At 72.3% G+C, this 22,069-nt stretch carries 20 protein-coding genes and 2 tRNA genes; 11 read left to right on the forward strand and 11 right to left on the reverse strand.

The window, feature by feature from the left end; translation table 11 throughout:
- Positions 1–287: 287 nt before the first annotated feature.
- Both B0675_RS04530 and B0675_RS04535 read left to right on the forward strand, forming a co-directional pair.
- A complete protein-coding gene (locus tag B0675_RS04530) occupies positions 288–983 on the forward strand; it encodes a bifunctional DNA primase/polymerase (RefSeq protein ID WP_081217436.1) in 696 nt (231 codons plus the stop codon).
- Positions 974–1,047 (forward strand) — tRNA-Lys (locus tag B0675_RS04535). Before B0675_RS04530 ends, B0675_RS04535 begins: the two co-directional genes overlap by 10 nt.
- A gap of 83 nt (positions 1,048–1,130) precedes the next feature.
- Here the strand turns inward: B0675_RS04535 and B0675_RS04540 are convergent.
- The gene (locus tag B0675_RS04540; RefSeq protein WP_107482558.1) at positions 1,131–2,591 is read right to left on the reverse strand and encodes a M6 family metalloprotease domain-containing protein; all 1,461 of its coding nucleotides are present in this window, start codon (positions 2,589–2,591) and stop codon (positions 1,131–1,133) included.
- A gap of 322 nt (positions 2,592–2,913) precedes the next feature.
- Between B0675_RS04540 and B0675_RS04545 the strand changes: the two genes are divergently transcribed.
- Positions 2,914–4,839: an EAL domain-containing protein gene (locus B0675_RS04545; protein ID WP_081217438.1), complete on the forward strand. Its 1,926-nt coding sequence runs from the start codon at positions 2,914–2,916 to the stop codon at positions 4,837–4,839.
- 81 nt (positions 4,840–4,920) lie between these two features.
- On the opposite strand, the gene B0675_RS04550 is transcribed toward B0675_RS04545, so the two are convergent.
- From B0675_RS04550 to B0675_RS04560, 3 genes are all read right to left on the reverse strand, one after another.
- Positions 4,921–6,036 (reverse strand): LLM class flavin-dependent oxidoreductase, encoded by a 1,116-nt coding sequence (locus B0675_RS04550; RefSeq protein ID WP_081217439.1) that lies wholly within the window; start codon positions 6,034–6,036, stop codon positions 4,921–4,923.
- Between the two features lie 228 nt (positions 6,037–6,264).
- Positions 6,265–6,996: an aspartate/glutamate racemase family protein gene (locus B0675_RS04555; RefSeq protein ID WP_081217440.1), complete on the reverse strand. Its 732-nt coding sequence runs from the start codon at positions 6,994–6,996 to the stop codon at positions 6,265–6,267.
- Positions 6,993–7,772 (reverse strand): aspartate/glutamate racemase family protein, encoded by a 780-nt coding sequence (locus tag B0675_RS04560; protein ID WP_081217441.1) that lies wholly within the window; start codon positions 7,770–7,772, stop codon positions 6,993–6,995. Before B0675_RS04560 ends, B0675_RS04555 begins: the two co-directional genes overlap by 4 nt.
- A 204-nt stretch (positions 7,773–7,976) precedes the next feature.
- On the opposite strand from B0675_RS04560, the gene B0675_RS04565 reads away from it, so the two are divergent.
- Both B0675_RS04565 and B0675_RS04570 read left to right on the forward strand, forming a co-directional pair.
- On the forward strand, positions 7,977–8,963 hold the full coding sequence (locus tag B0675_RS04565) for a D-2-hydroxyacid dehydrogenase (RefSeq protein WP_241539695.1): 987 nt from the start codon (positions 7,977–7,979) through the stop codon (positions 8,961–8,963).
- Between the two features lie 18 nt (positions 8,964–8,981).
- Positions 8,982–10,391 carry an amidase gene (locus tag B0675_RS04570; protein WP_081217443.1) on the forward strand — a complete coding sequence of 470 codons (1,410 nt, stop codon included), beginning with the start codon at positions 8,982–8,984 and terminating at the stop codon, positions 10,389–10,391.
- Between the two features lie 52 nt (positions 10,392–10,443).
- On the opposite strand, the gene B0675_RS04575 is transcribed toward B0675_RS04570, so the two are convergent.
- Positions 10,444–10,938: a DUF3830 family protein gene (locus B0675_RS04575; protein WP_081217444.1), complete on the reverse strand. Its 495-nt coding sequence runs from the start codon at positions 10,936–10,938 to the stop codon at positions 10,444–10,446.
- A gap of 97 nt (positions 10,939–11,035) precedes the next feature.
- Here B0675_RS04575 and ehuB point away from each other — a divergent pair, with 97 nt between their 5' ends.
- The 6 genes from ehuB (at position 11,036) to B0675_RS04605 (ending at position 15,358) form a co-directional block, all read left to right on the forward strand.
- Entirely contained in the window at positions 11,036–11,965 is a 930-nt protein-coding gene (gene ehuB / locus B0675_RS04580; protein ID WP_081217445.1) for an ectoine/hydroxyectoine ABC transporter substrate-binding protein EhuB, read from the forward strand.
- Positions 11,962–12,696: an ectoine/hydroxyectoine ABC transporter permease subunit EhuC gene (gene ehuC / locus B0675_RS04585; protein ID WP_081217446.1), complete on the forward strand. Its 735-nt coding sequence runs from the start codon at positions 11,962–11,964 to the stop codon at positions 12,694–12,696. Before ehuB ends, ehuC begins: the two co-directional genes overlap by 4 nt.
- Positions 12,693–13,343 carry an ectoine/hydroxyectoine ABC transporter permease subunit EhuD gene (gene ehuD / locus B0675_RS04590; protein WP_081217447.1) on the forward strand — a complete coding sequence of 217 codons (651 nt, stop codon included), beginning with the start codon at positions 12,693–12,695 and terminating at the stop codon, positions 13,341–13,343. The genes ehuC and ehuD overlap by 4 nt, the downstream gene beginning before the upstream one ends.
- Before the next feature lie 22 nt (positions 13,344–13,365).
- Positions 13,366–14,133, forward strand: coding sequence for an ectoine/hydroxyectoine ABC transporter ATP-binding protein EhuA (gene ehuA / locus B0675_RS04595; protein ID WP_081221585.1), 768 nt, complete (start codon positions 13,366–13,368; stop codon positions 14,131–14,133).
- Positions 14,134–14,386: 253 nt separating this feature from the next.
- On the forward strand, positions 14,387–15,145 hold the full coding sequence (locus tag B0675_RS04600; protein ID WP_081217448.1) for an IclR family transcriptional regulator C-terminal domain-containing protein: 759 nt from the start codon (positions 14,387–14,389) through the stop codon (positions 15,143–15,145).
- A 139-nt stretch (positions 15,146–15,284) separates the two neighbouring features.
- Positions 15,285–15,358 (forward strand) — tRNA-Lys (locus B0675_RS04605).
- A 49-nt stretch (positions 15,359–15,407) separates the two neighbouring features.
- Here B0675_RS04605 and B0675_RS04610 read toward each other — a convergent pair.
- The 6 genes from B0675_RS04610 to B0675_RS04635 all read right to left on the reverse strand — a co-directional run bounded on the left by B0675_RS04610 (position 15,408) and on the right by B0675_RS04635 (position 21,990).
- On the reverse strand, positions 15,408–16,709 hold the full coding sequence (locus B0675_RS04610; protein WP_081217449.1) for a M18 family aminopeptidase: 1,302 nt from the start codon (positions 16,707–16,709) through the stop codon (positions 15,408–15,410).
- Between the two features lie 236 nt (positions 16,710–16,945).
- Positions 16,946–17,590, reverse strand: a complete 645-nt coding sequence (locus tag B0675_RS04615; protein WP_081217450.1) for a response regulator transcription factor — start codon at positions 17,588–17,590, stop codon at positions 16,946–16,948.
- Positions 17,584–18,876, reverse strand: coding sequence for a sensor histidine kinase (locus B0675_RS04620; RefSeq protein ID WP_081221586.1), 1,293 nt, complete (start codon positions 18,874–18,876; stop codon positions 17,584–17,586). The genes B0675_RS04615 and B0675_RS04620 overlap by 7 nt, the downstream gene beginning before the upstream one ends.
- Positions 18,877–18,982: 106 nt before the next feature.
- A complete protein-coding gene (locus B0675_RS04625; RefSeq protein ID WP_081217451.1) occupies positions 18,983–20,725 on the reverse strand; it encodes an AMP-binding protein in 1,743 nt (580 codons plus the stop codon).
- A 66-nt stretch (positions 20,726–20,791) separates the two neighbouring features.
- Positions 20,792–21,259 (reverse strand): DUF3592 domain-containing protein, encoded by a 468-nt coding sequence (locus tag B0675_RS04630; protein ID WP_081217452.1) that lies wholly within the window; start codon positions 21,257–21,259, stop codon positions 20,792–20,794.
- A 122-nt stretch (positions 21,260–21,381) separates the two neighbouring features.
- On the reverse strand, positions 21,382–21,990 hold the full coding sequence (locus B0675_RS04635) for a lytic polysaccharide monooxygenase (protein WP_107482751.1): 609 nt from the start codon (positions 21,988–21,990) through the stop codon (positions 21,382–21,384).
- Positions 21,991–22,069 lie beyond the last annotated feature (79 nt).

The following is a 22,069-nucleotide window of genomic DNA, read 5'->3' on the forward strand; positions in this document are numbered from 1 at the left end:
GGCTCGCCCCACCTGAGCCCGGCTCCGCGACGTGCGGAGCCGGAGTCGCGCAGCCTCCCCGGTGGGTCCGGTCCCGGGACAGCGCGGCACGTCGCGGTCCTGCCGTCCGGAACCTCGCCGGGGCACCCGCGGGCCGCCGGGAAGCGGGTGACGGTCAGGTCCTCCCTGCCAAACGCAAGATCGCTGGCATATGCCAGGCGGGCAAGATACTCCCCTCCACCCGCTCCTGTCCCGGTTTTTCGCAACCCTCCGGAACGGCCCGCTCACCGCCGGTAGACGTATACGTCATGAGCAGCACACGGAACCCGGCCAGCAGCACCCCGCACAGCCCCGGAACACCGTTGCCCGAGTGGCGGGACGCCTCGGGGGTCACCTCCGAGGGAGCCGCCTGGCTCGCCTCGGCAGGAACGTATCCCCGAAGCATGCTCGCCCTCTGGGCGGAGCGGCCGGACGCGCCGGTCGTGCTGCCGTGCGGCAGCGCCTTCGACGTCGTCAGCGCACCGTCGCTCTTCGGTCGCCGCATGCTCGACCGGCTCTGGGACGATGGCCCGGGCTCGGGCCCGGTGGCCGCGTACCGCGGGCGGATGCTGCTGTTCGCCGCGCCCGGCACCGCCCAGCGGCTGCCGTCCCTGATGCGCTGGGAGGAGTGGGGGTCCGAGGGGCGGGACTCCACAGGGCACGGAGCCGCGGGCGGGCACGTGGGCCGCTGCCGCGAGGTGCCGCCCCTGCTCTGTCACGGCAGCGGGGACGCGGTGACCGTTCCGGCGCTCGCCGCGCCCGGTGTCACGGCGGATCCCGGCCGACACGACGCGCGCTGGCTGGTCGCCCCCGACACCCGTCAGCCATGGCTCCCCGGACCCGAGATCCTGCTCTGGGCGGCCGTGCGGGCGGCCCGTGCGGCGGTGTCGGCGGCGGTGCGGATATCGATTTTTCCTCGCGCCGATCAGGATGCTAAGGTCTACGACGTCAGCAGGCGCCGCTAGCTCAGTTGGTTAGAGCAGCTGACTCTTAATCAGCGGGTCCGGGGTTCGAGTCCCTGGCGGCGCACGCCAACGAGAGCGGGATGATCGCGGAAACGCGAGCGTCCCGCTCTCGTCGTTTCCCCCCTCTCCCGACCTCGCCGCGTCCGCTCAGCCCGTCGTGATCCTGACCGTCCAGGAGCCCGACGCCGTCCGGTCCTCCACCGCCACCCGGACGTTCTCGCCCGGCACCGTGAAGCTCTCGCCGACGCTCACCGGGGCATCCGCCAGGGGCGGGTACACCGAGTCCTCCCAGCAGGCCTCGGTGTGCGGGTGGGCGTCGAGGACCTGGACGGGGCCGCCGCCCGACTCGGTGTCGCTGCTCACCCGGTAGACGAGCACCCCCTGCGTGCAGGTCGAGCCGTCGTTGCCCACCGAGCCGCGCGCCTCGAAGGCGAGGGCACTGCCGGGGCCCGTCGGGACGACCGCCAGCTTGGTGCCCCGCCCGACACCGAACGTCCGCGTGCCCGGGAGGGCGGCGACCCCCAGCGCCCCGGGCTCGGCCGCCCCACCGGCGCTGCCCGGCGCCCCGCCCGAGGCGCCGGCCGCGCCGACGGGACCCGTGCCGCCCACCGGCCGCACCGCCGCACCCGCCGCACCCGCGGATCCGGCCGGCGGCCCGGCGCCGAGCGGTTCCAGCGTCAGACGGGTGGTGCCCGAACCCCGTACGCACGCCACCTGGTTCGGTTCCAGCCAGCCCAGCCGCCACTTGTGCCACCCGAAGAGGTCGGGCGCGAGGCCGAACTGGCTGCCCATGAGGTCCCAGTCGCCGACGTACGTGTCCCAGTCGCCCTTGCCGTCCTCGGGGCGGTGGTACAGGTCGGGCAGGTCGAAGACATGGCCGGTCTCGTGCGCGAGGACGAGGCGGTCCGGCGGGTGCTTCTCGAAGACCGTGACGACCCGGCGGATGTCCTTGCCGTCGGCGCGCAGCGGTGCGTCCAGGTTGACGACCTTCGTGGCGTCGGAGTCGACGCCCGGCGCGTCCGGGTCGGCGACGAAGTAGACGACGTCGTAGCGCGAGAAGTCGACCTGTGGGTCGGACACGGCGAGGGCGTCGCGCAGATAGGCGGCCCGGTCGGTGGCGTTCCAGTCGCGCTGTATGGCGTACGAGGTGGAGGGGTGCGGCATCTGGATCCAGGCGCGCTGGGGGTGCGGGCGGACCGTGAACCTGCCGTACGAGGCACGTTCGAAGAAACGGCTGGTGGCGGGGAAGTAGTCGCCGGTCAGCTCGGCCGGCGTGGTGGTCGGGGTGGAGTCCGGGAACGACAGGAACACCATCACGGCGTCGAGGGGACGGGTGGGGCGCACATAGGAGGAGTTCCAGGTGTCGGCGCCCTCCGAGTGGTGCGCCTCGGTGCGCGTCAGGGCGCAGGGGTCCGCGAGGGGCTCGGCGAGCGCGGGGCCGGGCACCAGGGAGGTCGCGGCGAGCGCGGTCATCGAGGTGAACGCGGCCGCGTTCCTGCGCCAGCGGGGCAGCCCTTCACGGGCGGGGCCGCGCAGGGCCCCACGAGTGAGAACCCCCAGGGGGAGCGGACGCGGCACGTCGACCTCCGGATGCGGATTTCGGGACACCGCACCCAGCCTGTGTGTATTTGTATTACTTCGCCCTGTTTGTCTGCACCAGAAGAGTGAGAGGGCTGACGGGGCGACACCCCCGGCCACTCACGGAACGTCACATGCGGTCGGCAGAGGAAGGAACCCGTCCAGATGCAGGCAGAAACGATCTGTCAGAACGGGTGGTTGTTCCGGGACACTGGACAGGGGCTGCACCGTTCCGAGGCCAGCCTCTATGATCGGCACACTTTCCTGCACCGACACGGCTTGTGCGGCCGCCCAGTCCGGCCGACCACCCGAGAGACCCATACGAAGAACGACTGCACTGCGGGAGCGAGCGGTGAGCGGAACGTCCGAAGGGCCGGCGCCCGCGGGAGACCTCGTCCGGCCGACCGTCACAGAGCGTCACGTCGACACGTCTTCTCGTCCGTCCGCCGGGTCCTCCCCCGGCACATCCGCCCCTCCCCCACCACCCGTGTCCTCCGGGTCACCGGGGACGGCCGTGGAGCCGGCGGCCCCCGACGGAACGTCACCCCGCGCCTTCCAGGCGGCGTTCGCCACCGCCCCGCTCGCGATGGCCGTCGTGGACCGCGACGGCACCGTCGTCACCGCGAACGAGTCCCTGGCCCTGCTGCTGGGCGTCGAGGCGCGCGCGTTCGCCGGGCGGTCCGCCTCCGATCTGGTGGACCTGGCCTCCGACGCCCGGACCTGGCACGCCTACCGCGAGGTGCTGCGCGGCCGGCAGGCACGACTGCGCTGCACCCGCCGGCTCAAGCACCCCGACGGCCACTCCCTCTGGGTGCAGATCACGGTCACCCCGCTGCCCCCGCAGGAGGAGGCGGTCCTGGTGTCGGTCGCCGACATCGGTCCCCGGCGTGAACTCCAGGCCCGGCTGCGGCACTTGCAGATGCACGACCCGGTGACCCGGCTGCCCAACCGCACGCTGTTCTTCGAACGGCTCACGGCGGCCCTGGAGGCGGAGGCGTACGAGGACGGCGGCACCGGCCGGATCGGGCTCTGCTATCTGGACCTCGACGGCTTCAAGGCGGTCAACGACACACTCGGCCACCGGGTCGGGGACCGGCTGCTCGCGGCCGTCGCGGAGCGGCTGACGCGCTGCGCCGACGAGGCGGGGCACGCCCGGGCCACGTCACCCCTGGTGGCGCGGCTGGGGGGCGACGAGTTCGCGCTGCTGGTCGAGGACTCGACCGGCACCGAGCAGGTGGCGGACCTCGCCGAGTCCGTACTGAAGGCCCTCCAGGCGCCGTTCGACCTGTCGGGTCAGCGGCTGTCCCTGTCGGCGTCCATCGGGGTCGTCGAGCGGCGGGCCACCGGGACGACCGCGACGGGACTGATGCAGGCCGCCGACACCACGCTGTACTGGGCGAAGGCCGACGGCAAGGGCCGCTGGACGCTCTTCGACCCGGAGCGCAACGCGCACCGCATGACGCGCCAGGCACTGTCCTCCACCCTGCGTTCCGCCGTCGAGCGCGGCGAATTCGCCCTGGAGTACCAGCCGTTGGTGGGCATGGAGGACGGCGGAGTGCACGGGGTGGAGGCGCTGGTCCGCTGGAACCATCCGCGATTCGGCATGCTGACGCCGAATCGGTTCATCGGACTGGCCGAGGAGGACGGGTCGATCGTGCAGCTCGGCCGCTGGGTGCTGGCCACCGCCTGCCGGCAGGCCCGCCGCTGGCAGCTGGACCATCCGGACGCGCCGCCGCTCTTCGTCAGCGTCAACGTCGCCGTGCGCCAGGTGTGGGACTCCGATCTGGTGGCCGACGTGGCGGAGATCCTGGCGGAGACCGGACTCGCCCCGCATCTGTTGCAGTTGGAGCTCACGGAGTCGGCGGTGATGGGCTCGGCCGGGCGCCCGCTCCAGGCCCTCCAGGCGCTCAGCGACATGGGCGTCCGCATCGCGATCGACGACTTCGGCACCGGCTACTCGAACCTCGCCTACCTCAGCCGGCTCCCCGTGTCCGTGCTGAAGCTGGACGGTTCCTTCGTCCGCGGCTTCCAGTACGAGAACGCCGACGGGACCTCAGCCCACCCGAACCCGGCCGACGAGGTGATCGTCGAGGCGCTGATCCAGCTCGCGCACCGGCTCGGACTGACCGTCACCGCGGAGTGCGTGGAGACGGCCTCGCAGGCGTCCCGGCTGCGCGGGATCGGCTGCGACACCGGACAGGGGTGGCTCTACTCCCGGCCGGTGGCACCGGACCGCATCTCCGCGCTGCTGACCTCGGGCGCCTGCCCGCTGGCCTGACCGGGCGCGGGCGGGGCGGCCGGACACGGCCACCCCGCCCTTCCCCGCCTCACCCGGTCCCCCGGGTCCGCGGACCTGCCCTCAGACCCCGGTGTCCTGGGCCTTCGGCAACCCGTAGGCGTCCGCGATCAGTTCGTAGGAGCGCAGCCGCACGTCCCCGCCGTGCGCGTTGCCCGTGATCATCAACTCGTCGGCCCCGGTGCGCTTCTGGAGGTCGTCGAGTCCGGTGCGCACCTCGTCGGCGGTTCCGTGGATGACATTGGCGTTCCAGGAGTCGATGAACTCCCGCTCCATCGGGCTGAATTCGTACGCCTCGGCCTCCTCCGGCGTCGGGACGAGTCCCGGGCGGCCGGTGCGCAGGCGGACCATGTTCAGGGCGGCGGCCAGCACCTGGCGGCGGGCCTCCCGCTCGTCGTCCGTGGCGAGCGCGGAGACGCCGATGAGGGCGTACGGGGCGTCCAGGACCGCGCTCGGCCGGAAGGACTCGCGATAGAGGTCCAGCGCCGGAACGGTGTTCTGCGCCGAGAAGTGGTGGGCGAAGGCGAAGGGCAGACCGAGCACTCCGGCGAGCCGGGCGCTGAAGCCGGACGAGCCGAGCAGCCAGATCGGCGGCCGGTGCGGGGACTGGACGCCGCCGGGCGAGGTGGACTGGACGGGGCCCGGCACGGCGTGGATCCGCGCGTACGGGTGACCGTCGGGGAAGTCGTCGTCCAGGAAGCGGGTGAGTTCGGCGAGCTGCTCGGGGAAGTCGTCGGCGCCCTCGTTGAGCCGCTGGGACCGGCGCAGCGCCGCGGCCGTGGCCCCGTCCGTTCCGGGGGCACGCCCGAGGCCGAGGTCGACGCGGCCCGGGGCCATCGCTTCGAGGGTGCCGAACTGCTCCGCGATGACCAGCGGAGCGTGGTTCGGGAGCATCACTCCGCCGGAGCCCAGGCGGATGCGGTCCGTGTGGGCGGCCAGGTGGGCGAGGATCACCGCGGGCGAGGAGCTGGCCACGCCCGGCATCGAGTGGTGCTCCGCCACCCAGTAGCGGTGGAAGCCGCGGGATTCGGCGAGGCGGGCGATCTGCACGCTGGTGCGCAGGGCGTCGGTCGCGGTGCGGCCCGCGCCCACGGTGACCAGGTCCAGTACGGAGAGGGGGACCGGGGCGGTGCCCTGTGTCGTGCCTCGGATCTCGCCCGTTTCGGCCGTCTCGTCCACCGGGGGTGCCTCCTGTTGCTGCGCGGTCGTTTCCTCTGCGCTGCCAACAGGAGGATGGCTCCGTTTATTCCTCCCACTCCTCCGGGGGCTGGAGCCCCGGGAGGCCGGAGGTGGGCGGGAGGACGTGTCTTCTTCGTCCCCTCCACCCCTGCCCGTCCCGTCCCCGGGACTCCGTGCCGGACCCCGCTCCGCAAGCGCCGGAGGGGGCTGGAACAGCCCGCGATCGCCCTACGCCTGGACGATGGGTTCCCTGGTGAAGAGGGCGCCCAGGCGGGGGGCGTTCACGCGGCGGTCCGTCAGGCGGAGTGCCTCCCAGACCGAGACCTGGTTGGCGGTGAGGACCGGTTTGCCGAGTTCCTTCTCCAGGTCGGGGATGTGCGCCACGGTGTGCAGGGCGGTGTCCGGGAGGAGGACCGCCTCGGCGTCCGGGCGGTCCACGTCGCGCGCCAGGGCGAGCACCTGGTCGTACTCCCAGGTGCCGACCTCGGCCGCGGTGACGACGCCGGAGGCGCTCACCGCCACCACCTCGGTGCCGGCCTCCTTGAGGAACGCGGCGAAGAGCGCGGCCACGTCCTCGGGGTAGGTGGCCCCGATCGCCACGCGGGTCGCCCCGATCTCCTGGACGGCGTGCGCGAAGGCGAAGGACGTCGAGGAGGCGGGGAGGCCGGCCGACCGGGCGAGGCCGCGGACCTGCTCGTGGGCGCCCTGCCAGCCGCGGACGAAGCTGCCGCTGGTGCACGCCCAGACCACGGCCTCGGCCCCGGACAGGCGCAGCTCCTCGACACCCGCCTCCAGGCGTTCCGCGGACCCCATCTCGAGCAGGGCGTCCACGCGGTGGGCGTCCTCCCCGATGTCCGTGTGGACGACGGTCAGGCGGACGTCGCTGCCGAGCAGCTGCTCCATGCGCGGGTAGTCGTCCTCGGCCGAGTGGCCGGGGTAGAGGAATCCGAGTGCGGTCATGCCCAACCTTCCTGTTCTTCCGGCAGTACCGGGTCCCTGCGGGCGGCGGAATCGATCAGCCGTTGATAGGGGCCCACCGCTCGGGTACCCAGTTGGCGCAGTGCCGCCCACATCGTCACCTGGTTGGCCGAGATCACCGGGATCCGCAGCTCGGCCTCCAGCTGGGGGATGACGTCGTACGTCGGAAGGTTGGTGCAGCTGATGAAGAGGGCGTCGGCGTGGCCGCGCGCCGCCCGGCGGGCCATGTCGGCGACGTCGCGGTACGGGACCTTCCAGATGTGCCGGGTCAGGCCCATGAAGGCGCGGTCCGTGACGGTGATGCCCGCCTCGGCGAGGTACTCCTCCAGGGACTGGGTGACGGAGACGGTGTACGGGGTGACCAGGGCGATCCGGCGGGCACCGAGTTCCGTGAGGGCGTCCAGCAGGGCACCGGAGGTGGTGAGCGAGGGGAGGGCGCCCGCCCGGGTCATCGCCTCGCGCATGGCCTTCTCCCCGGCGACCCCGCCGACGAAGCTGCCGGAGGTGCACGCGTACGCGACGACCTCGGGGGCGACCGCGTTCAGGGCGCGTACCGCGTCGCCGAGGGTCTCGTGCTCGGAGACCAGCCGGGCCAGGTCGAGACTGACTTCGACCGGCACGAACGGCGTGCGGGTCAGATGCAGGGAGACCTCGGCCGGGACCCAGCGCCACAGCTCACGGTCGAGGGCGAAGTCGAACGGGGCGACGACACCGACCCCACGCTGCGGATGCGGACCGCCGAGAAAGGAGACGTCCATGGCTGACACCGGCCTCACGAAGGGAAACAGGTGGGCAACGGACCGTGTGCGGGCCCGTGTTGACGAAGGTAGGTTCGGGTGCGAGCGTGGTCAATCCGCGCATCTCAGACGGCTTCGACCCCTGTTCGCCCGCACGTCCCCCCGGGCATCTCGCCTCAGGACACCCCAGAGAAGCGGACTCGCATTGCGAAACGGTTTCCTCCGATGAACGCCCGTATGTCCCCCACCCCGTCCTCCTCCTCGCCCCCCGGGACCACCCTGCTCGTCCTGGACGCCGATCCCCTCCCCCGCCTCGGCCGTCTCACCGGCCGCGTGCGGGTCGAGCACGCCGACGCCTCGACCCTCGCGGAGAAGCTGCCGTCCGCGGACGCGCTGCTCGTGTGGGACTTCGCCTCGGACGCCGTGCGCCGCGCGTGGCCGGGCGAGGGTCCGCGGCCCCGCTGGGTACACACCGCGAGCGCCGGTGTGGACCATCTGATGTGCCCCGAACTCGCCGCCTCCGACACGGTGGTGACGAACGGGCGCGGGGTGTTCGACCAGCCGATCGCCGAGTACGTGGCGGCGCTGGTGCTCGCCATGGCGAAGGACCTGCCGCGGACCTGGGACCTCCAGCGTGACCGTGAGTGGCGCCACCGCGCGTCGCAGCGGGTGGCCGGCACCCGGGCCTGCGTGGTGGGATCCGGGCCGATCGGACGGGCGATCGTCCGCACGCTCAAGGCACTGGACATCACCACTGCCCTGGTCGGCCGCACACCTCGCACCGGGATCCACGGGCCCGCGGAGCTGGACCGGCTGACGGCCCGCGCCGACTGGGTGGTGTGCGCCGCGCCGCTCACCGACGAGACGCGCGGCATGTTCGACGCGCGGCGCTTCGGGACGATGCAGCCCTCGGCCCGGTTCATCAACGTGGGGCGCGGTCAGCTCGTCGTCGAGCGGGCGCTCGCCGAGGCGCTGTCGAAGCGCTGGATCGCGGGCGCGGCCCTCGACGTCTTCGAGCACGAACCGCTGGGACCCGACAGTCCGTTGTGGCAGGTCCCCGGCCTGATCGTGTCGCCGCACATGAGCGGGGACACCATCGGCTGGCGGGACGAACTGGGCACCCAGTTCCTGGAGTTGTACGACCTCTGGGCGGCGGGTAAGCCCCTGCGGAACGTGGTCGACAAGAAGCGTGGGTACGTACCCGGGCACTGAACCGCCGTGGAGGGGCCGATGTCGGAACTCACCGAGCTGACCGCCGTACAACTCGTCGACGGGTACCGCAAGGGCGAATTCGGCCCCGAGGAGGTGACACGCGCCGCCCTGGACCGGGCCGAGCGGGTGCAGCCCGCCGTGAACGCGTTCGTCCGCCTCCTCGCGGACGACGCCCTGGCCCGGGCCCGCGCCTCGGCGGACCGCTGGCGGCGCGGGGAGCCGGCGGGCCTGCTGGACGGGGTGCCCGTCACGGTGAAGGACATCCTGCTGCTGCGCGGGCATCCGACGCTGCGCGGCTCGAAGACCGTGAACGAGCAGGGGCGTTGGGACGAGGACGCGCCGTCGGTGGCCCGGCTGCGCGAGCACGGCGCGGTGTTCCTCGGCAAGACGACGACGCCCGAGTTCGGCTGGAAGGGGGTCACGGACGCGCCGCTGTCGGGCGTGACCCGCAACCCGTACGACGTCGCGCGCACCGCGGGCGGCTCCAGCGGGGGCAGCGCGGCGGCCGTCGCGCTCGGCGCGGGTCCGCTGTCGCTCGGCACGGACGGCGGTGGCAGTGTGCGCATACCGGCCGCGTTCTGCGGGATCTTCGGGCTGAAACCGACGTACGGGCGGGTGCCGCTCCACCCGGCCAGCGCCTTCGGGACGCTCGCGCACGTGGGGCCGATGACCCGGGACGCCGCCGACGCCGCGCTGATGCTCGACGTGATCGGCGCGCCGGACGCCCGCGACTGGTCCGCGCTCGGACCGGCGAACGGCTCCTTCGTGGACGCCCTCGACGGCGGCGTGCGCGGGCTGCGCGTCGCGTACTCGCCGTCCCTCGGCGGACAGGTCGCGGTCGCCCCCGCGGTCGCCGCGGCGGTCCGGCGGGCGGTGGAACGCCTCGCCGGACTCGGCGCCCATGTCACCGAGGCCGACCCGGACTTCACCGATCCCGTGGAGGCGTTCCACACCCTGTGGTTCAGCGGGGCGGCCCGGGTGACCCAGCGACTCGGGCCCGAACGGCGGGCCCTGCTCGATCCGGGGCTGCGGGAGATCTGCGGCCGGGGCGCGCGGTACAGCGCGCTGGAGTACCTCGCCGCGACGGACGTCCGGATGGCGCTGGGCCGCCGCATGGGCCTGTTCCACACGAGGTACGACGTGCTGGTCACACCGACACTGCCGCTGACGGCGTTCGCCGCGGGCGTCGAGGTGCCGCCCCGCTCGGGGCTGCGCCGCTGGACGGGCTGGACGCCGTTCACCTATCCCTTCAACCTGACGCAGCAGCCCGCCGCGACGGTCCCCGTCGGCCTGGACGGCGACGGACTTCCGGCCGGGATGCAGATCGTCGCGGCCCGGCACCGGGACGACCTCGTCCTGCGGACCGCGCACGCCCTGTACGAGGCGGGCGCCGCCGGGGTGGCGCCCCCCGCGGCTCCCGCGGCGTAGCCGACGGGCCTCCGGCACGGGCGAGGCCGGTGCCGGAGACCTGCGCCCGGCCTCAGGCCCGCCGGAAGCTGAGCGTCTCCCCCGCGGCGCCGGTACGCCACAGGTCGTTGCAGGCCTCGGCCATCTCGTCGAGGCCCTCGACCAGTTGGCCCCAGACGATGCCGGGGATCCAGCCCACGTCCCCGTTCAGGAGCAGGTTGTTGCGCTCGTAGAAGAGGGCGAGGTCGACCACCGTCGTACCGGGACGGACGTCCGCGTCGTAGCCGTACGCCTTGGTACCCAGCTCCGTTCCCGCGAAAGCGAAATAACAGAGGTCTCCCGGAATAGGGGTAACTGTCGGATTTTCCAGGGGTGGCTCGGATATCGCGAAAGGGGGGAAGAGAGCGTAGATCTCATTGCGTGCGTATTTCGCGTGGTAGACGTCGCCGCTCAGCGGAAGGGCGTCCCAGACCGCCGCACAGGTGATCGGCGCGCGGTCGTCGAGGAGTTTCGCGGTGCAGTGCACATCGCGCTTGACCAGCGAGACTTCGATGAATCGATCAGCCATGCATTCCATGGTCCCCCCGAGGTCAAGTGCGCGTAGGGCACGTACGGGGCTGAAATCGATCCGAATACTTCGCATGGTCTCGGGTAGCCGCGCGGCCATGGCTCCACCTTTTGGGAAAGCACAGGAAAACAGCCGCGCACACGACAGACACCCATCCGGAACCACGCGCCGGTCGCTGCTCGCGGGGGTCGCGGCGCTCGGTGCGGTCGGTGCCGCCGGCTGCAGTCGGGTGGACACCGCGTCCTCGACCGACGGCGGCGATCTCCTCGACCGGCTGAGGGCGCAGGGCGTCGTCCGTCTGGGCATCGCGGGCGAGATCCCCTTCGGGTACATCGACCGGGACGGCCGACTCACCGGTGAGGCACCGGAACTGGCCAAGGCCGTCTTCAAGCGGCTGGGCGTCGACCGGGTCCAGCCGGTGCCGACCGAGTTCGGCTCCCTCATACCCGGGCTCAACTCGCAGCAGTTCGACGTCGTGTCCGCCGGGATGTACATCAACGCCGAGCGGTGCGAGCAGGTCATCTTCGCCGACCCCGACTACCAGATGCTCGACGCGTTCATCGTGCGCAAGGGCAATCCGAAGGGGCTGCACGACTACAAGGACGTCGTGGCGAACAAGGCGAAGTTCGCGACTGGCACGGGCTACGCGGAGATCCAGTACGCGGTCGAGGCCGGGTACAAGGAGAGCGAGATCCTGATCGTGCCCGACCAGGTCGCCGGGCTGAACGCCGTCGAGGCGGGCCGCGCCGACGTCTTCGCGGGAACCGCGCTGACCGTCCGCGAAGTGGTCAAGAAGTCCGCCAAGGCCGAGAGCACCAAGCCCTTCGCGCCGCTGGTCAAGGGCAAGCCGCACGTCGACGGCGGCGGTTTCGCGTTCCGTTCGCCGGAGACGAGACTGCGGGACGCCTTCAACGTCGAGCTGCGCAAGATGAAGGAGAGCGGCGAACTCTTCCGCATCCTGCGGCCGTTCGGCTTCACCAAGGCCGAGATGACCGACATGACCGCGAAGGAGCTGTGCCGCGGATGACATCGGGACTCTGGGAACTCGTACTCAAAGGCATCTGGGTCACGGTCCAACTGCTCTTCTGCAGCGCCCTGCTGGCCGGTGCCATGTCCTTCGTGGTCGGCATCGCGCGCACCTCGCGCCGATGGATCGTCCGCTTCCTCGCCGGCTTCTACACCGAGGTGTTCCGCGGCACCTCCGCCCTGATCATGATCTTCTGGGTGTACTTCGTGCTGCCGCTCGCCTTCGGCTGGCAGCTCGTCCCGCTGTGGGCGGGCACGCTGGCGCTGGGGCTGACGTACGGCGCGTACGGCTCGGAGATCGTACGCGGCGCGCTGAACGCGGTCGACCCGGCGCAGCGTGAGGGCGGGATCGCGCTCAGCTTCACGCACTGGCAGCGGATGCGGCTGATCCTGCTGCCGCAGGCGGTGCCCGAGATGGTGCCTCCGTTCAGCAACCTGCTCATCGAGCTGCTGAAGGGCACGGCGCTGGTCTCCGTGATGGGGATGGGCGATCTGACGTTCAGCGCCAACCTGGTGCGGCTCGCGCTGCAGCAGAGCGCGGAGGTCTACACATACGTCCTGCTGATCTACTTCGTCATCGCCTTCCTGCTCACCCGCCTGATGCGCGGTCTGGAGAAGCGGCTGAAGGCCGGGGTCGGCAAGGAGCCGGACAGCATGCCGGCGCGCGAACTGAAGCGGGCGGAGACGACCGGCGTGGGTGCCGGTGCCGGTAACGCGGGAGGTGCCTCATGACGTGGGACTGGAACGCCGTCGGCGACTTCATGCCGCACTTCTGGGACGGCCTGCTGGTCACCCTGCAGGCGCTGGCCCTCGGCTCGGTGATCGCGTTCGCGCTCGGTCTGGTGTGGGCGCTGCTGATGCGGACACCGACGCGCTGGGTGCGCTGGCCGGTCGGGGTGGTCACCGAGTTCGTCCGCAACACCCCGCTGCTGGTGCAGCTGTTCTTCCTCTTCTACGTGCTGCCCGAGTGGAACATCACGTTCTCCGCGCTGACCACCGGTGTCGTCGCGATCGGGCTGCACTACTCGACGTACACGATGCAGGTCTACCGGGCCGGTATCGAGGGCGTGCCCGCCGGCCAGTGGGAGGCCGCCACGGCGCTCAGCCTGCCGGTGCGGCGCACCTGGACGGCGGTGATCCTGCCGCAGGCGATCCGCCGCGTGGTGCCGGCCCTCGGCAACTACGTCATCGCCATGCTGAAGGACACCCCGATGCTGATGACGATCACCGTGCTGGAGATGCTCGGGGAGGCGCGGCTGTACTCGCAGCAGCACTTCCAGTTCACCGAGCCGCTCACGGTCATCGGCGTGGCCTTCATCCTCATTTCCTACCCGGCTTCCCTGCTGCTGCGAGCCCTGGAGCGACGCCTTGTCCGCTGACACGAACACCGACACCAGCCCCCTGAAGGACCTGGCCAACCCCAAGGTGGACGGCAGCGAGCTGATCCGCTTCGACCAGGTCACCAAGCGGTTCGGGGACAACACCGTCCTCGACCACCTCGACTTCCGGGTCGACTCGGGCAAGCACGTCACGCTGATCGGCCCGTCCGGCTCCGGCAAGACGACGATCCTGCGGCTGCTGATGACGCTGACCAAACCGGACGAGGGCACGATCACCGTCGCCGGCGACCGGCTCTTCCCGGCGGGCGAGAAGGAGGTCCGCGAGGTCCGCAAGAAGATCGGGATGGTGTTCCAGCAGTTCAACCTGTTCCCGAACATGAGCGTGCTCAGAAACGTCACCGAGGCGCCGGTGACGGTCCTCGGCATGTCGAAGGACGAGGCGGAGGTACGGGCCCGGGAGCTGCTCGACCTGGTCGGCCTCGCGGACAAGTGCGACGAGCGGCCGAGCCGGCTGTCGGGCGGCCAGCAGCAGCGGGTGGCGATCGCCCGCGCGCTGGCGATGCGGCCGCAGGTGCTGCTGCTGGACGAGGTGACGTCCGCGCTCGACCCGGAACTGGTCGCGGGCGTCCTCGACGTCCTCCGGGACATCGCCCGCACCACGGACATCACGATGCTCTGTGTGACCCACGAGATGAATTTCGCCCGGGACATCTCGGACCAGGTGCTCATGTTCGATTCCGGCCACGTCATCGAGTCCGGTCCGCCGGAGAAGATCTTCAGCGATCCGGAGCAGGAACGGACCCGGGAATTCCTCAGCGCCGTGCTGTGACGAGGGGGAGTGGACCGGGGGCGGACGACGGGGGTGGGCGGGAAGGCACGAGGTCCGGCGGGCGGGGCATGCCGCACGGGCCGTGACCTTGGCATATGCCAGAGTGGTGCGCTCCTGCTGAGCGCCGTGGAGCGCACCACCAATCTCGTCAACAGGCGCTCACAGAGAGCAGCTTGACGGCTATCGTGGGGTGAGCCCAGCCGTCCGGACCGACGTCTTTTTTGAGCCGGGCCATGAAGCGCAGGGGGAAACCGTGGCGCTGAAGAACGAGCCGACCGCGCCGTACCACTCGGCTCAGGACGCCCTGCGCGTCCTGGAGACGGTGGCGCGGCAGTCCACCGGCGTCACCGGCGCCGAGCTCGCCCGCCGGACCGGCCTCGGCGGTGACCGGCTGACCGCGCTGGTCAGGATGCTGCGCCGGGAGGGGTACGTCGAGCAGGTCGCCGACGGGGCGTACGTGACCGGTGCCTCCCTCAGCCGCCTGGGCTCCGCCGAGGGCCGCGACCAGGCCGTGCGCGAGACGCTCCAGCAGACCCTCGACCGGCTCCGCGACTCGGTGGGCGCGGCGGTCTACGTCAGCCGGTACATCGACGGTGAGGTGCACGTCACCCAGTACGCGGAGAGCCCGGCGACTCCCGCGGTCAACGAATGGGTCGACTTCCGTTCCGCCGCGCATGCCAGCGCGGTCGGCAAGAGCCTGCTCGGCCAGCTCGACCACAACGGCCGCCGTGACCACCTCGCCCGGCACAAGATGGCCCGCCTCACCTCGCGGACCATCACCAGCGAACGACTGCTGCTGTCCCGCCTGGACTCCCAGCCGGCCACCGTGCCGGTGCTCGACCTCCAGGAGTACGCGATCGGCACGGTCTGCGCGGCCGTCCCGATCACCGCGGGCTCCTCCGTCGGCTGTCTCGCCCTGTCCCTCCCGGTCGAGCACGCCCACCGGCTGCGCCGCGCCGCGGACACGCTGAACCGCGGAGCGGCCCCCGTCCTGCTGTCCCTCTCGATCTAGGGCCCGGCCCGCACGGCATCCCCGGACCCGGCACCCGCCGGTGCCCCCCGGGGGTGTCGCGCGGGTGGTCGGAAGCACCCCTGAGGACCAGGTAGTATTTCTTTTGTCGCCGCCCGCGGAAGCGGGAGGCGAGAGTCATGCGCCGCTAGCTCAGTTGGTTAGAGCAGCTGACTCTTAATCAGCGGGTCCGGGGTTCGAGTCCCTGGCGGCGCACCTTGATGAAGGCCCCCCAAGCGTGTGGGGGGCCTTCATGCGTGTCGGCCTACGCCGACGTGACGAACTCCGTCAGCACCCGCGCCAGCAGCCCGGGGTCCCGTGCCCCGCACAGCTCGCGCGCCGAGTGCATCGACAGCCCCGCCACCCCCACGTCGACCGTCGCCACACCGAGCCGGGCCGCGGTGATCGGGCCGATCGAGGTGCCGCAGGGCATCGCGTTGTGCGAGACGAACGGCTGCCAGGGCACCCCGGCCCGCTCGCACGCTCCGGCGAACGCGGCGAATCCCGTGCCGTCGGTGGCGTACCGCTGGTTGGCGTTGACCTTGATGACCGGGCCGCCGTCGGGCAGCGGGTGGTGGCCCGGGTCGTGCCGCTCGGCGTAGTTGGGGTGCACCGCGTGGGACATGTCGCAGGACACACAGAGTGCTCCCGCGAGAGCCCGGTCGAAGTCGTCCGCCCGCCCGCCGCGGGCGGTCACCGTCCGGCCGAGCACCCGTTCCAGGAGAGGGCCCTGGGCACCGGAGTCGGAGCCGCTGCCCACCTCCTCGTGGTCGAAGGCGGCGAGCACCGGGATGTGCGCGGGCGGCCGGCCCGCGCCGGCGGCGGCCACGAGGGCCGTGACGCCCGCGTGCACCGAGATCTGGTTGTCCAGGCGGGGTGCGACGATGAACTCCTCGTCCGCGCCCAGGTACCCGGGCGGCTGGACGTCGTGGAGCATGAGGTCCCAGCCGAGGATCTCCGAGACGTCGGCGCCGGCCGCCTCCGCGACCCGGCCGAGCAGGGCGCCGGGCCGCGGGTCGCCCAGCCCCCACAGCGGGGCCATGTGCTGCTGCCGGTCCAGGGCGAGCCCGTCGTTGACGGTCCGGTCCAGATGGATGGCGAGCTGCGGCACCCGCAGCAGCGGCTTGTCGACGCAGACCAGCCGGGTCGATCCGTCGCGCAGGGCCAGCCGCCCCGAGACCCCCAGGTCACGGTCGAGCCAGGTGTTGAGCGGCACACCGCCGTACACCTCGACGGCGATCTGCCGCCAGCCAGCCGAACCGGTGTCCGGGGTGGGCTTGACCCGCAGGTTCGGGGAGTCGGTGTGGGCGCCCACGATCCGGAACGGGGTGTGGGCCGGAGCGCCCGGCGGCACGTACCAGGCGAGCAGCGCACCCGCGCGGACGACGTACCGGCCGCCCTCGGCTCCGGCCGTCCAGTCGTCCCGCTCGCGCAGCTCCGCGAAGCCCGCCTTCTCCAGGCGCTGCGCCGCGCTCGCCACCACGTGGTACGGCGAGGGGCTGGCCCTGACGAAGGCGAGCAGGTCGTCGGCGTGGCCGCGGTCGAGCGGGTCATGCGTGGGGGACATGAGTGCCTTTCGGGTGCTGTCGAGGGTGGGTGGGGCACCGCCGGACCGTCGGGCCGGGTGCACGGTCCGGCCCCCAGGGGGTCTCTCCGATCGGTTCGAGGACCCGCCTGGGCTCGGGCGTCGGGCACGCGGGCCCCATCGGCTCACGTGTCCCGGTATCCTCCCCGCGCGAACCGGCCGGGACTCCTCGGCACGGCATCCTTCACAGCACTCCGGACGACCTCACCGGTCCTCAACTACCCCCGCAGATAGGCGAGTACGGCGAGAACCCGACGGTGTGTCCCGGCGGCCGGCGGCAGGTCCAGCTTTCCCAGGATGTTGCCGATGTGCTTGCCGACGGCGGCCTCGGTGACGACCAGTTCCCGGGCGATGGCGCCGTTGGAGCGGCCCTCGGCGACCAGGCCGAGGACCTCGCGTTCGCGGGGTGTCAGCGTCGCCAGCGGATCGCGCCGGCGGCGCAGCAGCTGCCGTACGACCTCGGGGTCCACGACGGTCCCGCCGGCCGCGACCCGCTCGACCGCGTCCGCGAACTGCTCGACCTGCCCGACCCGGTCCTTGAGGAGGTAGCCGACGCCGGTTCCGTCACCGGTGTCGAGGAGGTCTGCGGCGTAGGCGCGCTGGACGTACTGGCTGAGCACCAGCACCGGGAGGCGCGGGTCGGCGGCGCGCAGGGCGAGGGCCGCGCGCAGCCCCTCGTCCTGGAACCCGGGCGGCATGCGGACGTCGGTGACGACGAGGTCGGGCGCGTTCGCCGCCACGGCGTCCCGCAGTGCCTCCGCGTCGCCGACGGCCGCGACCACCTCGTGTCCGAAGCGGTTCAGCAGCCCCACCAGTCCCTCCCGCAACAGCACGCCGTCCTCGGCGAGTACGACTCTCAGCACGGGATCTCCATACGCAGCACGGTGGGACCGCCCGGCGGGCTGTCGACGGCCAGTGTTCCATCGAGGACGGCGAGGCGGTCGGCGAGCCCGGTGAGGCCGGAGCCGGCGCGGCCCTCGGACCCTCCCGTCCCCCCGGCCGCGTCGCCGGGCGGTACGGCTCCGCCGCGGCCGTCGTCGCGCACCTCGATCCACAGCCGCCGTCCGTGCCGGTCCCCCGCGGTGCAGCCGGCGCTGATCCACGCCCGTGCGGCACCGCTGTGCCGGGCCACGTTCGCGAGCGCCTCGCGGACGGCGAAGTACGCGGCGGACTCGACGGCTTCGGTGAACCGGGGCAGCTCGACGTCGGTCTCCACCGGGACGGCCGAGCGGTCGGCGGCGTCGGCGATCGCGTCCCCGAGGCCGTAGTCCGCGAGCACCTGGGGATGGATGCCGTGGATCAGCTCCCGCAGCTCGACCAGCGCTTCGTCGGCCTCTCGGTGTGCCTGCGCGAGACGGTCCGCCAGTTCGGGCGGGGCGTCGAGGCGGGCGAGCCCGAGGCGCACGCTCAAAGCGACCAGCCGCTGCTGGGCCCCGTCGTGCAAGTCCCTCTCGATGCGTCGGCGTTCGGCCTCGAAGGCGGCCACCAGCCGGGCCCGGGACTCCGTCACCTCGGCGAGCCGTGTCTCGGTCTCGCGTGGCGCGAGGAGCAGCCGGGCGAGGGCGGCGCGGGCCCGGGCGTAGAACGCGAGGGGCCACAACAGGGCGAGGAGCAGCAGGAGTCCGCCCGCGGCGATCAGGGACGCCTGCGGATAGCCGTCGACGAGCCAGAGCTTGGCGACGCGTGTCTCGTCTCCGGAGAGGGCGAGTTGGGCCGGGGCCGTGAGCAGGGCGCCGGGGACGGCGAACACTGCGGCCAGGACGAGCAGGTCCAGCGGCCACAGCAGGAAGGCGAGCAGCACGGTGTAGGCCAGTTCGCGCCAGGTCGCCTGCTCGGTGAAGCGGAGCCTGGCCCAGGGGCCGAGTCCCGGCCCGGCCGGGGTGCGGTGCGGGTCGACGGGTGCGGGGCCGTGCGGGCCACTCGGGGCGGGGTCCCGCACGGCGGGCCGGTCGAGCCACGCCACCCGCCGGCGTTCGAGGACGCCGACGGGTATGCCGGACAGTGCGAGCAGGCCGAGCAGGGGGAGCCCGACGAGGACGGGGGTCAGCGCCGCGCCGAGGGTGCCGAGGATCAGCAGTCCCACCGACAGGGGCGCGCCGACCAGCACGCCGCCGACGAGATATCCCGTGTACGCCACCGGTCGGATCATGCCGAACACCGTAAGGGGGCCCGTTGACCGCGCACCATCCGGCCCGCGGGAGCGCACGGGGTGGATCCGGCCACCTTCCGGCGGCCGCCGGCCGGAGCGCGTCCGGCTACGTCCGCGGGGCCCGCCCGGTCGGCGACTCCCCCGCTCCGTGGGCCGGTCGGGAGAGGAGATCCTCCCGGCCGTGGGCCCGGTACCGGGCGACGAGGCCGTCGGTGTCGGCCGTCGTCAGGGGCCGGTACGCCAGCTCGCCCGGGGGCCGCCACCACACGGGGTCCGGGCAGTGGAAGCCCTCGCTCCGCAGGCCCGCCCGGTGGATCTTGTTGGTGGCGGTGACGGGCATGCGCTCCGCGATCCGCAGGAAGCGGGGGGCCATCTTGGTGCCCAGGTCGGGCTGGGCGTCCAGGAACGCCGCGAACTCCGCGGGGTCGAAGGAGGCTCCGTCCCGCAGGGCGAGCGCCGCCATGACCTGGTCGCCCGCCACCGGATCCGGCACGGCGTACACCGCGACGGCGGCGGCGCGCCCGTACCGGGCGAGGATGTTCTCGATCATCGCGGCGGCGAGGTTCTCGCTGTCGACGCGGAGCCGGTCGTCGGTGCGTCCGGCGAAGTAGAGGTAGCCGTCCGTGTCCCGGTAGAAGAGGTCGCCGGTCCAGTACCAGTTCCGCTCCGCGGCGGGGGCGTCCGGCCGGGGGTCCGTCCCGCGGCGCCGGGCCGCATCGGCGGCGGGGTTGCGCCAGTAGCCCTCGAAGGGGCTGGCGCCACGGTTCACCAACTCCCCTATCGATTCTGCCCCGTTGAGCAGTCGGCCGTCCGGGGAGAAGCGGGCCGGCGGGCAGACGCGGCGGGTCCGTGGGTCGATCACCGCCAGGTCGTCTCCGGGGGCCGCCCGTCCGATGGCCCCGGCGGGAGTGCCGGACGTGCGCTGGATGGCGGCGCCGCCCTCCGAGGATCCGTACCCCTCCACCAGTCGCGTGCCGAAGCGTTTCTCGAAGGCCGCCGCGTCGACCGCGCCGGCCTCGGTGCCGAATCCCACGCGCAGCGGGTTGTCCCGGTCGTCGGGCCGGGCGGGCGTGGCCAGCAGGTACTGCACCGCGCGGCCCACGTAGGTGAAGTAGGTGGCGCCGCAGGCGCGGACGTCGGGGAGGAACCCGGACGCCGAGAAGCGGCGCCGCAGCGCGACGCGCGCCCCGGCCGCCAGGGCGGGCGCCCAGTCGGCGATCACGGCGTTGCCGTGGAACATCGGCATGCAGATGTAGTGGGTGTCGTCCGGGCGCACCCCGAAGTGGCCGGCGAGCGAGAGTCCGGCGGACGCGATCCTGCCCTGGGTGCAGATCGCGGCCTTGGGGGCGCCGGTCGAGCCGGAGGTGAACAGCAGCAGGAACCGGCTGTCGGGCCGCGCGGCGGAGGCGTCGGGCGTCGCCCCCTCGTACGGCGCGAGGAGTTCGCCGTAGGCGTCCGTGTCGGTCACCAGGAGCCGCACGCCGGGGAGTTCGAGGCCGGTCAGCAGCGGCAGGTGGGCCCGCTCGGTGATCAGGACGCGGCATTCGGTGTGCAGGATGTCGCGGGCGAGTTCGGCTCCGCGCCGGGTCGGGTTGATCCCGGCGACGGTGGCTCCGGCGAGGGCGGCGGCGCCGAGCCACATCGGGTACTCGGGGGTGTTGTCGAGCAGCACGCCGAGGTGCGGCGGGGCGCCGGGCGGCAGCAGTTCGGCGAGCAGCGCGGCCCGTCGGGCCGCGCCCGCCGCCATCTGGTGGTGACTGACGGTCCGGCCCTCGAACCACAGCCCCGGCCGGTGGTCGCCCCACCGCTGCGCCACGAGTTCCCCGACGGTGTGCCTGCTGGACCCCATGGGCGCGTACGGTAATTGACGGTTCGTCAGATGTGGAGAGTCGTGCGTGCGCCGTCCGCGACGGTCCTACATGCCACCGAAGAAGGAGTCCCCCGCGAACACCTCGTGGTAGGTGATCATGAAGCCGACGCAGAAGGCGACGAGGACGCCGCAGAACGCCAGCACGGCGACGGTGGCCGCCGCCGCCTTGACCGGGCTCGGCGCGTGGGCCGTGGCCTTCTCGGGGTGTGCGGCGGTGTAGTGCACGGTGACGACGTCCCCCGCGACGGTCGTCGGGCGGCCGTTGTCCTCGTCGAAACGGACGGTGCGGCCGTCACGCGTCGTGAACTCGTAGACGTGGTGCTGCGTCGTGGTGACGGAGGAATCGCCGCTGCCGCCGCTGGTCGTGGTGTAGGCGCGCAGGCAGTGACCCTCGGCGGTCAGGCCGCTGCTCCAGGCGCTGCGCAGTTCGAGCGAGCGGCGCACCACCTTGACCGCGAGGAGCAGCACCCCGGCGATGATCAGCACGGGCACGGCGTAGAAGAACACACTCATCAGGACCCCCCGGTGTTCGGACCTTGCTTCCCCGCACGCCGTCCCGGTCGGGACGGCGTGCGGGGAACCTACCCGCGCCGGGGGTGTCCGCGCCTCAAGGGAGGCTCAGAACCGTGCCGGTCTCAGAACGTCACGTCCGCACAGGAGTAGAACGCGTTCGTCGTGTCCGCGACCGTCCACACCCCGAGGATGATGTGGTGTCCGCTCTTGCCGCTCGGCAGGGTGCCGGTGTGCGAGAGCGTGGACGGGGGGCGCTGTCCGTTGTAGGGGACCGTCAGGAACGGGGTGGTCTCCAGGTCCGCGCGGGTCAGCGCGTGGTTCTGGTTCCAGCCGGTCTTGGTGATGAAGTACTTGAAGTCGGTCGTCGCGTGCATGGCGGTGAACTGCCAGCGGAAGCTGTAGCTCTGCCCCGCGCTGACCTTGGTCGTCGGCCAGGCCGCGCCCCCGGGGGTCTTGGGCTGGTCGAGCTGGCTGAAGTTGGTGTGGCCCGCGGAGCAGATCTGCCCGTCGGCCGGGCCCGCCGCCGGGAAGCCCTTGAGACCCTCGACGCTCTGCGGCTCCCACTGGATGGCACCGCAGTTGGCGACGCTGCCGCCACTGGCACACATCTTCTGCCGGCTGAGGGGCTGGTCGGTGTAGCCGTGGGCGCTCGCCCCGCCACTGGAGAGCACGAACGTGCCCGCCGTGGCGAGGCCGAGAGCCGCCGCGTACATCTTCGTCTTGCCGCTGATGAGGGACTTGTTCGTCCGTTTGCGCATGCTGCCGCTCCTGGAGGACGTGGGGGAGGTTCTCGTGAGCCGTGCGCGCGGT

The sequence above is a fragment of the Streptomyces sp. M41(2017) genome (genome assembly GCF_002078175.1).
Classification (GTDB): Bacteria; Actinomycetota; Actinomycetes; order Streptomycetales; family Streptomycetaceae; genus Streptomyces.